Origin of the sequence: Micromonospora chokoriensis (assembly GCF_900091505.1) — a bacterium.
GTDB classification, from domain to species: Bacteria; Actinomycetota; Actinomycetes; order Mycobacteriales; family Micromonosporaceae; genus Micromonospora; species Micromonospora chokoriensis.
Genome location: NZ_LT607409.1, coordinates 2,998,490 through 3,011,106, shown reverse-complemented (window position 1 = coordinate 3,011,106; position 12,617 = coordinate 2,998,490). Strand labels below are relative to the sequence as shown.

The window sequence follows — 12,617 nt, the reverse complement described above, 5'->3', positions numbered from 1 at the left end:
CCGAAGGACGGCCCCGTCATCGCTGATGCGTGGTGTGTGACTCAGTTGAACGAGTCACCGCAGGCGCAGGAGTTGCCCGCGTTGGGGTTGTCGATGGTGAAGCCCTGGGCGTCGATCCGGTCGGCGAAGTCGATCGTCGCGCCGGAAAGGTACGGGGCGCTCATCCGGTCGACGACGACCTCGACACCACCGAAATCGGTGACGACGTCACCGTCGAGGGAACGCTCGTCGAAGAAGAGCTGGTACCGCAGGCCGGAGCAGCCGCCCGGCTGCACGGCGACGCGGAGCCGCAGGTCGTCGCGGCCCTCCTGCTCGATCAGGGCCTTGACCTTCTGCGCCGCGACGTCGGTGAGGACGACGGAAGTAGGGGCCTGGGCCTCGGTCGACTCGGTCTGCGCTGGCGTGGTCACGTGGAAGTCTCCCTGCGCGGTTTGGGTCCGGACGCACTGGCCAACGCCGCACGCCGTCCAGTGATTCCCGGTTGTGGTCCTCAGCCGATCGTACGCCGCCCCGGGCGGGCGCACCCGGGTGGCGTGACGCCCGCCGCAGGTGGGCCCGGTGGCCGGAGCGCTCAGCGGCTCCACTGCCGGGCCAGCCGGGCGCCCAGCTCGCGTAAACCCTCGGCGGGTCGGCCCAGCGCCGCGTCGAGCCCGCCGCCGGACTCACCGCCGAAGTGCTCCACCAGGCTGTACGTGTCGGTGACCCCCGCCGAGGCGGCCTCCCGCCGGCCGGTGCTCACCTGCCCGGCCACCACCACGCACGGGACACCCCGGTCACGGGCCGCCCCGGCGACCCCGGCGACCACCTTGCCGCGCAGCGACTGGTGGTCGAACGACCCCTCACCGGTGATCACCAGGTCCGCGGTGTCCAGCGCGTCGTCCAGCCGGGTGGCCCGGGTGACCAGGCCGATGCCCGACTCGCAACCGCCGCCCAGCGCGAGCAGCGCCGCACCGATGCCGCCGGCGGCGCCGCCCCCGGGCAGCGTGCCGAGCCCTGCCGGGCAGCCGGGCAGATCCCGCTCCAGCACCGCCGCGAAGCGCTCCAACGCGGCGTCGAGCAGCAGCACGTCGGCGCGGTCGGCGCCCTTCTGCGGGCCGAACACGTTGCTCGCGCCGTGCAGGCCGAGCAGGGGGTTGTCCACGTCGGTGGCGGCGACGAGTCGGACGCCACGCAGCCGGGGCGCGCCGTCCACCGCGTCGACAGCGGCGAGCGCCGCCCCGCCGTACGCGAGCGCGGCGCCACCCCCGTCGAGCGGTGTGACACCCAGCGCGGTGAGCATCCCGGCCCCGGCGTCGTTGGTGCCCGAGCCGCCCAGCCCGATCACCACCGTCCGGGCGCCGCTCTCCACCGCCGCGGCCACCAGCAGCCCCAGCCCGTACGAGGTGGTGGTCTTCGGGTCGCGCTCGCTCGCGGAGAGCAGGTGCAGGCCGCACGCCTGAGCGCTCTCCAGGTAGGCGGTCGTCCCGTCGGCGGTGAGCAGGATCTCACCGGCCACCGGCCGCCCCAGTGGGTCGACCGTCGGGACCGGCACCCGCCGGCCGCCGAGGGCTTCGGCGAGCACCTCCACGAAGCCCGGACCGCCGTCGGCGAGCGGCCGGATCAGCAGGTCGTCGCCCTGGGCTACGGACTGCCAACCGTCGGCCACCGCGGCGGCCACCTCCGGTGCGGACAGGGTGCCGGCGAACTTGTCCGGGCAGAGCAGCACGCGCATGCCGAGCAGTGTGGCAGCCCACACCGAGGGAAGCTGCGGCGCGCTCGCGCTGTGGGACCATGGCTACGTGACTTCGACCTGGGTGGAACCCTCCAACACGGCGACGGCTCTGCTGCTGCTCGGCCGGGGCAGCGACCCCGACACCGAGCGCGGCGTGGAGTGTCCGGGCGACCTGCCGGCGCCCAGCGACCCGGATCTGGTGGCTCGCGCCACGGCCGCGAAGGCGAAGCTCGGCAGCAGGGTCTTCGTGCTGGGGCACCACTACCAGCGCGACGAGGTGATCCAGTTCGCCGACGTGACCGGCGACTCGTTCAAGTTGGCCCGGGAGGCCGCCGCCCGTCCGGACGCGGAGTTCATCGTCTTCTGCGGCGTGCACTTCATGGCCGAGAGCGCCGACATCCTCACCACCGACGCGCAGCGGGTGATCCTGCCCGATCTGGCCGCCGGCTGTTCGATGGCGGACATGGCCGTCCTCGGCCAGGTCGAGGCCGCCTGGGACACCCTGACCGAGCTGGGCATCGCCGCCGAGACAGTGCCGGTGACGTACATGAACTCGTCGGCCGACATCAAGGGCTTCGTCGGCCGCAACGGCGGCGTGGTCTGCACCTCCTCCAACGCCGAGCGCGCCCTGGACTGGGCGTTCGAGCAGGGGTCGAAGGTGCTCTTCCTGCCCGACCAGCACCTGGGCCGCAACACGGCGGTGCTGGAGATGGGCCTGTCGCTGGACGACTGCGTGCTCTACGACCCGCACAAGCCGAACGGCGGGCTCACCCCGGAGCAGCTGCGGGACGCCAAGATGATCCTCTGGCGGGGGCACTGCTCGGTGCACGGCCGGTTCACCCTGGACAGCGTCAACGACGTACGGGAGCGGGTGCCCGGGGTCAACGTCCTGGTCCACCCGGAGTGCCGGCACGAGGTCGTCACCGCCGCCGACCACGTGGGCTCGACCGAATACATCATCAAGACCATCGAGGCGGCTCCGGCCGGTTCGGCGTGGGCGCTCGGCACCGAGCTGAACCTGGTCCGCCGGCTCGCGCTGGCGCACCCGGACAAGCAGATCATGTTCCTGGACAAGGCCGTCTGCTACTGCTCGACGATGAACCGGATCGACCTGCCGCACCTGGTCTGGGCGCTCGAGGAGCTGGTCGCGGGCCGGGTCGTCAACCAGATCACGGTGGACGCGGACACCGCCCACCACGCCCGGGTCGCGCTGGACAAGATGCTCGCCCTGCCCGGTGCGTGATCACGATCTGTGACGTCGATGGTACGCAAAAGTGCCGGATCACCGATTAATGCCACACACGCCGATGTGACCGAGTCCTTTTTCGTCACCGAGGGCTATGCTGCCGGAGCGACGACACAAGCGGGCCGTTTCGACATGGCCGCATCCGGGGTAGCGACAACGTTCAGGCGCCCCACCATCAACACGGCAGCACCGACGCGCTGGAGGTTGCGTTGAGCGACGACGTCCTGGTTGTACACGGAGGCACTCCGCTCGAAGGGCGGATCCGCGTGCGCGGCGCGAAGAATCTGGTTTCGAAGGCGATGGTCGCCGCGCTCCTCGGCGACAGCCCGAGCCGGCTGTTCGACGTGCCGAAGATCCGTGACGTCGAGGTGGTCCGGGGTCTGCTCGGTCTGCACGGCGTCAAGGTCACCGACGGCACCGAGGACGGCGAGCTCGTCTTCGACCCGGCGAACGTGGAGAGCGCCAGCACCGACCAGATCAACGTGCACGCCGGTTCCAGCCGGATTCCGATCCTGTTCTGCGGCCCCCTGCTGCACCGGCTCGGGCACGCGTTCATCCCGGACCTGGGCGGTTGCCACATCGGCCCGCGCCCGATCGACTTCCACCTCCAGGCGCTGCGCGAGTTCGGCGCCACCGTCGACAAGCGGCCGGAGGGTCTGCACCTGTCCGCGCCGAACGGGCTGCACGGCACCAAGTTCGCCCTGCCGTACCCGAGCGTCGGCGCCACCGAGCAGGTGCTGCTGACCGCGGTGATGGCCGAGGGTGTCACCGAGCTGCGTAACGCCGCGGTGGAGCCGGAGATCATCGACCTGATCTGCATCCTGCAGAAGATGGGCGCGATCATCAAGGTGCACACCGACCGGGTGATCGAGATCCAGGGCGTGCCGAAGTTGCACGGCTACACCCACCGGCCCATCCCGGACCGGATCGAGGCGGCGAGCTGGGCGGCTGCCGCCCTGGCCACCCGTGGTCACGTCGAGGTGCTCGGCGCGCAGCAGGCCGACATGATGACCTTCCTGAACATCTTCCGGTCGGTCGGTGGCGAGTACGAGGTCACCGACGCGCGCGCCCCGAAGCTGGGCGACCCGGGCCAGGAGGGCGGCATCCGCTTCTGGCACCCCGGCGGCGAGCTGAACGCCGTGGCGCTGGAGACCGACGTGCACCCCGGCTTCATGACCGACTGGCAGCAGCCCCTGGTCGTGGCGCTCACCCAGGCCCGTGGCCTGTCGATCGTCCACGAGACGGTCTACGAGCAGCGGTTGGGCTACACCGAGGCGCTCAACTCGATGGGCGCCAACATCCAGGTCTACCGGGACTGCCTCGGCGGCACCCCGTGCCGCTTCGGCCGACGCAACTTCAAGCACTCCGCGGTGATCGCCGGGCCGAGCAAGCTGCACGCCGCCGACCTGGTCATCCCGGACCTGCGCGCCGGTTTCAGCCACCTGATCGCGGCGCTCGCGGCCGAGGGCACCTCCCGGGTGTACGGCGTCGACCTGATCAACCGGGGCTACGAGGACTTCGAGGCGAAGCTCGCCGACCTGGGCGCGCACACCGAGCGTCCGTAACGTCCACCACCTTCCGTTCGCCACGACGGCTCCAACTCGGCGCGTCCGAGCTGGAGCCGTTGTCGGTGCACCCGCGATGTGCACCGGCCGCGAACCGTTGGCTACCCTTGCCGCGTGCCGTCGCTCTTTCGCCGCAAGTCCACCGACCTCGTCGACGAGGCCGTCTCCTCGGTGTCCACCCCCGAGGAGACCACCGAGCGTCCCCGGGGTTACACCCCTGCCAAGGGTCGGGAGACTCCGAAGCGGCCGACCGTCGGTCGCCGCCCGGCCGGCCCCAGCCGCCCCCTCACCAAGGAGGAGGAGCGGGAGCGTCGCCGCCAACTGCGCGCCGAGGCCGCATCGGAGTTCCGCCGCGAGGGCGGCCCCCGCGACCGTGGCCCGGAGCGGCTGCTGGCCCGCAACGTGGTCGACTCCCGGCGGACCGTCGGCACCTGGTTCTTCGGCGGCGCGCTGATCGTGCTGATCGGGTCGAACGCGGCCATGCCGGCGCCGGTCCGTCTGATCTCCAACCTGCTCTGGGGCGCGTTGGCGCTGGGTGTGGTCGTCGACTCGGTGCTGATCTGCCGCAAGATCGGCAAGCTGGTCCGGGAGCGCTTCCCCAAGACCGACCAGCGGATGGGGTCGCTCTACCTCTACGCGGTCATGCGGTCGATCACGTTCCGGCGGATGCGTGCCCCGGCCCCCCGGGTCAAGCTCGGCGAGAAGGTCTGACACCGGCTCCCCCACCGACTGCCACGAGCTACGAAACTGCCGCCCCGGTCGTCTCCGGGGCGGCAGTTCCGCTGTGGGCGTGGGCCCCGGCGCTCCGATCGCTCCCGGCGGCGCGCGGTGCCGTTCGCTGTGCCGTGCGGAGCACCGCCGGAGCCGGACGGCCTCCAGGTGCGGTATGGTCGAGGAGCAGATTCGGTTATAGGGCTAAATGTCCGAAACCAATGGGATAACGTTTGCGTCCATGGGCGGCACCACAGTGGCGGTGAGCGAGCCCACGCCGTTACCCTCCATCCGCAGCCACAGGCAGCCGAAACGGCCGACCTGACCGGCACGCGAAGCTCCAGCGCGACAATTTGCAACGAGGTGACAACGCCGTGAGCGAGCGGACGCGAGCCGGCCACCGGGGCGTGGCAGGCGGCGACCGGACGCCCGGAGGTCACCCGTTCGCGGCTGGGCACAGCTCACCCCGGTCGAGGGTCGGCCGCGTGGCCGGGTGCGGCGACGGGCTCGACGGATGAACGGCCGTTACGACGACCGGTGGCCGGACCCCAACGAACCGTCCTGGGTGGTCGAACCGACAACCGAGTGGCATCCCCAGTTCCCCGGCCAGCGCTACCCCGGCGACGTCGGCGCGCTCCATCAGCCGCCGCCGCGCGGCCGTGCGACGGTGACCGGCCGGGCCGAGGTTCCGCCGCTGGCCCCGACCCGCCCGGACGGCACCTACCTCGGCCGGTCCTGGGCCGACGAGCCGCCGGCGGACCCGACACCACACGCCCGGTCCTGGGCGGACGACGGCCCGGGCGAGACACCCACCTACGGTCGCCCCCGGGGTGGCGTCGACGGGTCCGCCTACGGTCGGTCCGACAGTCGCGAGTCCCGCACCTACGACCACGAGCCCTACCGCCGGCCGCTACCGGAACCGCCCCTACGCGACGAACGCCGCTCGCCCGAGACGGACCGTCGTACCGCCTGGTCCGATCGGCGTCCCGCGGACGAGCGGGGACCGGCGCGGGAGGCCGCCTGGCACCGGGAGCAGCCCGCCTCCGAGCGGTACGACAGCCGACGCCCGCGGCAGGAGCCCACCGAGCGGGACCGGGGGTACCGCGGCACACCACCGGTGTCCCCGGCACCCCGCTCCGACGTCGGCTGGATGCCCGAGCCGGACGACTCACCGCGTCGCCGAGGCGCACCGGACCGCACGGCCGCCGGTTACGAGCGGCACCCCGCAGACGGGTACGGCGACCGACCCGCCCGGGAGGGTCACAGCCGCACCGCCGACGACCGGCACCCCGACGGCGTCGACCCGTGGGCGTCCGGGGACGGCCGCGCACGGTACCGCGCCGACGCGTACCCGGACCGGACGGCCGACGACGTCCGTCGCCCGGAGCGCCGCTACCGCGCGGACGAGGGGTACGAGGCGGCAGCCAACGGTGGACGACGGCGTCGGCCCGAGCCGGACATGCCCGAACCACCGCACCGCGACGACGAGCGGCGACGCCCCGACACCGAGCCGCACCGGCAGCAGCCCCGCGAGGCGGCCGCCCGCGCCGAGGCGTACCCGGAGCGGCGTTCCCGCGACGAGGCCCGCCCGGACGCCTACCGGGACAACGGCCGCCGCGAGGACGGGCACCGCGAGAACGGATACCGGGAGCCTCGGCCCGCCCAGCGGCCCGACGGCACCCTGCCCTGGCCACCACCGGGCCCGCTGCACCCGGACCGCACCCGGGAGCAGAGCCACCGCACCGAGCCGTACCCACCCGCCGACCCGTACCGACCCACTGAGCCCCAGCGCAGCCCGGACCCGTACCGCGCGGAGCCGGGCACGCCCTCGCCGTCGCCGGCCCGCCCCGACGAGCGACCGGCGACCGGTCCCTCCCGGTACGACGAGCGGCCCGTACGTCCCGCGCCGACGGCTCCACCGTCACCGGGCCGCGCCGCACCCGGTGCGCCGGTCACCCCGGAGCGGCCGGTGTCGCCCGCGCCGGTGTCCCAGGCCGCGCCCGTGTCCCCGGCGACCCCTGCGGTACCCGTCTCCCCGGCAGCGCCCGTCTCCCCCGCCGCGCCCGGCCGGGACCGCCCGGTGTCGGCCGCCCCGGTCTCCCCGGCCACCGGTGCGCCCGTCTCGGGCCCACCCGCCGCACGACTACGACTGGAGTACCTGCCGGCGCCGGTGGACCCGCCACACGTCGCCGACCGGTCGGACGTCGCGCCGGCACCCGAGCGCCGCACGGCACCCGAACCGGCACCGACCTCCTACGCGCAGCCCACGCCCCCGCCGCGTTACCCCGGTCCGGGCGTCGGCGACCGCCCGGTGGACCAGCGCCCGCACTCCCCGGAGCGCCCGCACACGCCGGAACGGGCCGACGCACGGCAGTGGCCGGTATCGCCGGAGCGTCCCGCTGCCCCGCGGGCGGCAGCCTCGACGGAACGGCCGACCCCGGCGGCGGGCAGCCGCCCGCCGGTCGCACCGCCACCCGCCTGGCAGGTCCAGAGCCCACCGGCCGACCACGCGGCGCCGAACCGGGACATCCCGAACCCGGCGGCCCAGGACTCCCGCGTGGAGGACGTCGAACTGGCGCTCCCACCGGCCCCCGGCACGCCGCGCCGCTACGTACCCCCGCCGCCCTCGGACGAGCCGGCGACACCCCTTCGGGAGCCGGACGACGGTCCCGGCACCCCCGGGCCGGGTGCCTGGTTCAGCCCCGCGCAGCAGGTCGAACCCGAACCGTCCGAGCCGGCATCCGACGACACGTCGACCACCGACGATGTCGACGTCGCCGCCGGCACGACCGAGCACGTTTCGTCGACACCGGCAACCCACGACCACGACCGGTCAGCCGACGAGCCCACCGGCGGGTCAGCCTCGACCGACGTCCCCCAGCCGGTCTCCGCGCCGCCCGCCGACAGCACGCCCACCTGGGCGGACGACGTGGCGGACGACCCACCACCGCCCGCCGAGCCGGCCACGGCGGACGGCAACCGGCCCGTCTCCGGGGTACCCGCCACGGCGACGCCGTACCACCAGCCCGATCCGGTCACCGCTCACCCCGTCGCGCACGTCACCCAGGCCGAGCAGGAGCCGGTGGACGAGGCCGCCCCGCGCGACCACCGCCAGGACGATGTGGACGGTCCGCGCACCACCGGACCGGCGCACGTGTCCCCGGCCGACGACTGGTCGACCGCCGCCGCGCCGTCGGCGCGTCCCGAGTCGACGGACGACAAGGGGTTCGAACCCGTGTCGGCCCCTCCCGCGTCTCCGGTCTCCACGGCACCCGTGTCCGCGCCGCCGGCTCCCGCGGCACCCGTGTCGGCACCACCCGGGCCGACGGAGCCAGCCTTCCTGGCACCCGGGTCGGCACCACCGGCCTTCCCCGCGCCCACATCGGCGGCACCGGTCTCCGCACCGCCTGTCTCGGTCACGCCGACGTCCGCGCCGCCCCTGCCGCCCCCCACAGTCCCGGTCTCCGCACCACCCGCCTCGGCACCACCCGTCTCGGCACCACCCGTCTCGGCACCGCCCGTCTCGGCACCGCCCGCGTCGGTGCTGCCGACTTCCGCGCCACCCGCACCGGCCTCCGCACCGCCCATCTCCACCGCGCCCGTCTCCGCACCGCCCGCGTCGGTCACACCGGCCTCCGCGCCACCCCTGCCGACCTCCGCGCCACCCGTCTCGGCACCGCCCGTCTCCGCACCACCCGCCTCCGCACCGCCCGTCTCGGCACCACCGGCGTCGGTCATGCCGACCTCCGCACCACCCCTGCCGACCTCCGGGCCGCCTGCCTCGGCCGTTCCCGGCCCCAGGAGCGCCGGGGACGACGTGCCGGTGTCCGCACCGCCCGTCGAGGCCGCTCCGGTGGCTGCCCGCCCGTCGCTGGCCGACCCGGGTGACCCGGAGCAGGTCCTCGCGGCGTACCGCTGGCGGTTGGACCCGGTCACGCTGCGCGAGGAGTTGACGGAACCGGACGACCTGCGGGCCATCCGGCGACGACTGACCGAGAAGTTGGGTTCGGCGGTCGACAACCGTGCCCGCGCCCGGTTGCTCAGCCTCCGGGCGGTGACCTCGCGGATCCTGGGGGACCTGGACGACGCGCTGGCCGACGGTCGGCTGGCCCTCACGTATGCCGAGGCGACCGGCGAGTTGCGCCGGACCGCGCTGGCCCAGGCCCGGTTGGCCCACGTCCTGCGCTGGCGCGGCGACTTCGCCGAGGCCGACCAACTCTTCGCCCAGGCCAACTCGGTCGAGCTACCCGACCGGCTGCGGGCCGCGCTGCACGAGCACGCCGGGCGGTCGTGTTACGACCAGGGACGGCTCATGGAGGCCTGCGAGCACTTCGAGGACGCGCTCGACCTGCGCGGCGCCGGCGACGCCGAACTGCTGGGGCGGATCCGGGTGGCGCTCGACGCGGTCAGCGCCCGGGCCTCGACGGGCGGCTTCGGGCCGTACCCCCGGAGTCGTGACGAGGTGCTCGACCGCGACCGACCCCCGCTGCCGGAGCGCGACGGGCAGCTGTGGGGTTACGCCGGCCCGGACGGCGACCTTGTCGTCCCCGCCCGGTACGCCGAGGTGCAACCGTTCCACGACGGGCTGGCCTGGGTCCGCCGTCCGGACACCGACCGGTGGTCGCTGATCAACCTGCTGGGTACGACGGTGATCCCGCCGTCGTTCCGGGCGGCGCACCCGTTCAGCGACGGGCTGGCCTGGGTGGTCGGCGACGGCGGCTGGACGGCGATCGACGCGACCGGCACGGTGCAGGTGGCGCCGAACTTCGCCGAGGTGCGCCCGTTCCGCCGTGGCTTGGCCGCGGTCCGACGCGAGGGGTGGGGGGCGGTCGACCGGACCGGCCGGATCGTCGTGCCCACGCGCTACCACGGGTTCGTCACCGAGCTGGCCGACGGCCAGCAGGTCGACGGCTTCACCGAGGAGGGCCTCGCGGTGGTCGACGTGGCCGGACGGCGGGGCGTGGTGGACCGCACCGGCACGGTGCTCGTTCCCCCGGCGCATCCGATGCTGGTCATCCACCCGGTGGCGTTCCTGGTCGCCGACGAGACCGGGCGGTGGGGCGCGTTGGACCGGCGCGGCGCGGCACTGATCGACCCGGTGCACCGCGACCGCGCGGAGGTGCTGGCGGAGATCGACCGACTACTCACCGACGCCAATCCGGTGCTGTGAGTGTGCGGTCGACGCTGGTGATCTAGCGGAGTTAGGGTCGGTACATGGAATTCCGACACCTGGGCCGTTCCGGCCTGCTGGTCAGCGAAATCTCGTACGGCAACTGGATCACCCACGGTTCTCAGGTCGAGGAGGACGCCGCGTTCGCCTGCGTCCGCGCCGCCCTCGACGCGGGAATCACCACCTTCGACACCGCCGACGTGTACGCCGGCACCCGGGCCGAGGACGTACTCGGCCGGGCGTTGCAGAACGAGCGCCGCGAGGGGCTGGAGATCTTCACGAAGGTCTACTGGCCGACCGGGCCGGGCCGCAACGACCGGGGCCTCTCCCGCAAGCACATCATGGAGTCGATCAACGGCTCGCTGCGCCGGCTGCGCACCGACTACGTGGACCTCTACCAGGCCCACCGGTACGACTACAGCACCCCGCTGGAAGAGACGATGGAGGCGTTCGCCGACGTCGTGCACTCCGGTAAGGCGCACTACATCGGCGTCTCCGAGTGGACCGCCGAGCAGCTGCGCGCCGCCCACCCGCTCGCCCGCGAGCTGCACATCCCGCTGGTCTCCAACCAACCTCAGTACTCCATGCTGTGGCGGGTCATCGAGGCCGAGGTCGTGCCGGCCAGCGAGGAGCTGGGCATCGGGCAGATCGTCTGGTCACCGATGGCTCAGGGCGTGCTCTCCGGTAAGTACCTGCCGGGTCAGCCGCCGCCGGCCGGTTCCCGCGCCACCGACGAGAAGTCCGGCGCGGGCTTCATCTCCCGGTTCATGAACGACGACGTGCTCACCCGGGTGCAGCGGCTCAAGCCCCTCGCGGAGCAGGCCGGGCTCAGCATGGCCCAGCTCGCGGTGGCGTGGGTCCTGCAGAACCCGAACGTCTCGTCGGCGATCATCGGCGCGTCCCGCCCCGAGCAGGTCCACGACAACGTGAAGGCGGCCGGGGTGAAGCTCGACGCCGAGCTGCTCAAGGCGATCGACGAGATCGTCGAGCCGGTCACCGAGCGGGACCCGGCGAAGACCGAGTCCCCCGCGCAGCGTCCCTGACGCCGATCCGGTCCGGTCGGCGCGACCCACTCGCGCCGACCGGACCGGCCCGGGTCGATTCAGCTCTGCCAGAAGCGGATCAGGTCGAGGCCGGTGGCGTAGAGCCACGACGGCAGACCGACCAGGTCACCGACCGCGAAGACCGCGTCGAAGAACCAGCCGCCGATACGCGGGTTCCACAACAGCGCGAAGAGCAGGATGAAGCCGTACGGGGCGAACAGGTCGTACATCTTGCGCCACTGCGGGTTGAGCCACGGCTGGATCATGTTGCCGCCGTCCAGACCGGGCACCGGCAGCAGGTTGAGCACGCTGGCGGTGAGCTGGAGGAAGGCGAGCAACGCCACCCCGGCCCAGAACTCCACCGGGCCACCCGACTGGGCGCCGAGTCGCACCGCCGCCACCAGCACCAGCATGAACAGCACGTTGGTCGCCGGGCCGGCGAGGCTGACCAGGCTGTGCCGTAGTCGACCCGGGATGGAGTGCCGGTCCACCCAGACCGCCCCGCCGGGCAGGCCGATGCCGCCGAGCAGCAGCACCACCACCGGCAGCACGATCGACAGCAGCGGGTGGGTGTACTTCAACGGGTTGAGCGTCAGGTAGCCCCGGTGGGCGATGTCCCGGTCGCCGGCCCGGTAGGCCACCACCGCGTGGGCGTACTCGTGCAGGCACAGCGACACCAGCCAGCCGGACACCACGAAGAGGAACACGGTGAACCGGGCGTTGCCGTAACCGTTCCAGGCCAGCACCCCGCTGACCGCGAACAGGGCGACCAGGCCGAGGAAGATCGGGCTGGGCCGGAACGCCGCCCTGGGCACACCGAGGACCAGCCCGTCCGCGCCCGGCCGGTCGTAGGCCATCACTCGGCCGTGGGCAGCAGGCTCATCCGGTATTCCACCCGGTCGTCCTCGACGAGCGCGACCGAGGTGACGCCGGACGTCGCGAGCTCCCGCCAGGTTTGACCGATCCAGGATTCGGCGTCGGCCTGGCTGCCGAACGACTCCGCCGGCCCCTCGACCGTCTGACCGTCCGTGCCCTCGTACCGCCAGCTCCACGCCATGCCGCGTCTCCCCTCGCCGCTGAAGTCCCCGTGGGACGAACCCCCGCCAGCGTAGTCGGCCCGACGCGCAACGGCCCCTCGCTGCCCCCGGCAGGACCCGGCGGGCGGATCAAT

At 73.4% G+C, this 12,617-nt stretch carries 9 protein-coding genes; 5 read left to right on the top strand and 4 right to left on the bottom strand.

The genetic code is table 11. The features are described from left to right. Window positions 1-41: 41 nt before the first annotated feature. Both erpA and GA0070612_RS14265 read right to left on the bottom strand, forming a co-directional pair. The gene (gene erpA / locus GA0070612_RS14270; RefSeq protein WP_007463211.1) at window positions 42-410 is read right to left on the bottom strand and encodes an iron-sulfur cluster insertion protein ErpA; all 369 of its coding nucleotides are present in this window, start codon (window positions 408-410) and stop codon (window positions 42-44) included. Between the two features lie 161 nt (window positions 411-571). Continuing rightward, window positions 572-1,711 (bottom strand): glycerate kinase family protein, encoded by a 1,140-nt coding sequence (locus GA0070612_RS14265; RefSeq protein WP_088991498.1) that lies wholly within the window; start codon window positions 1,709-1,711, stop codon window positions 572-574. 67 nt (window positions 1,712-1,778) lie between these two features. Here GA0070612_RS14265 and nadA point away from each other — a divergent pair, with 67 nt between their 5' ends. From nadA to GA0070612_RS14240, 5 genes are all read left to right on the top strand, one after another. Beyond that, window positions 1,779-2,954: a quinolinate synthase NadA gene (gene nadA / locus GA0070612_RS14260; RefSeq protein ID WP_088991497.1), complete on the top strand. Its 1,176-nt coding sequence runs from the start codon at window positions 1,779-1,781 to the stop codon at window positions 2,952-2,954. A 212-nt stretch (window positions 2,955-3,166) separates the two neighbouring features. Then, entirely contained in the window at window positions 3,167-4,522 is a 1,356-nt protein-coding gene (murA, locus tag GA0070612_RS14255; protein WP_088988331.1) for a UDP-N-acetylglucosamine 1-carboxyvinyltransferase, read from the top strand. Between the two features lie 114 nt (window positions 4,523-4,636). Continuing rightward, window positions 4,637-5,233 carry a DUF3043 domain-containing protein gene (locus GA0070612_RS14250; protein ID WP_088988330.1) on the top strand — a complete coding sequence of 199 codons (597 nt, stop codon included), beginning with the start codon at window positions 4,637-4,639 and terminating at the stop codon, window positions 5,231-5,233. Window positions 5,234-5,747: 514 nt separating this feature from the next. Next, window positions 5,748-10,403, top strand: a complete 4,656-nt coding sequence (locus tag GA0070612_RS32810) for a WG repeat-containing protein (RefSeq protein WP_269458286.1) — start codon at window positions 5,748-5,750, stop codon at window positions 10,401-10,403. Window positions 10,404-10,447: 44 nt separating this feature from the next. Beyond that, window positions 10,448-11,446: an aldo/keto reductase family protein gene (locus tag GA0070612_RS14240; protein WP_088988329.1), complete on the top strand. Its 999-nt coding sequence runs from the start codon at window positions 10,448-10,450 to the stop codon at window positions 11,444-11,446. Between the two features lie 59 nt (window positions 11,447-11,505). Here GA0070612_RS14240 and GA0070612_RS14235 read toward each other — a convergent pair whose 3' ends face one another. Continuing rightward, the gene (locus tag GA0070612_RS14235) at window positions 11,506-12,303 is read right to left on the bottom strand and encodes a site-2 protease family protein (RefSeq protein ID WP_088988328.1); all 798 of its coding nucleotides are present in this window, start codon (window positions 12,301-12,303) and stop codon (window positions 11,506-11,508) included. Continuing rightward, entirely contained in the window at window positions 12,303-12,503 is a 201-nt protein-coding gene (locus GA0070612_RS14230; protein ID WP_088988327.1) for a hypothetical protein, read from the bottom strand. Before GA0070612_RS14230 ends, GA0070612_RS14235 begins: the two co-directional genes overlap by 1 nt. Window positions 12,504-12,617 lie beyond the last annotated feature (114 nt).

Coding starts and splice junctions, on each gene's coding strand:
- GA0070612_RS14265 (WP_088991498.1), bottom strand. CDS start 1,711: ATGCGCGTGCTGCTCTGCCCGGACAAGTTCGCCGGCACCCTGTCCGCA.
- GA0070612_RS32810 (WP_269458286.1), top strand. CDS start 5,748: ATGAACGGCCGTTACGACGACCGGTGGCCGGACCCCAACGAACCGTCC.
- GA0070612_RS14240 (WP_088988329.1), top strand. CDS start 10,448: ATGGAATTCCGACACCTGGGCCGTTCCGGCCTGCTGGTCAGCGAAATC.
- GA0070612_RS14235 (WP_088988328.1), bottom strand. CDS start 12,303: ATGGCCTACGACCGGCCGGGCGCGGACGGGCTGGTCCTCGGTGTGCCC.
- GA0070612_RS14230 (WP_088988327.1), bottom strand. CDS start 12,503: ATGGCGTGGAGCTGGCGGTACGAGGGCACGGACGGTCAGACGGTCGAG.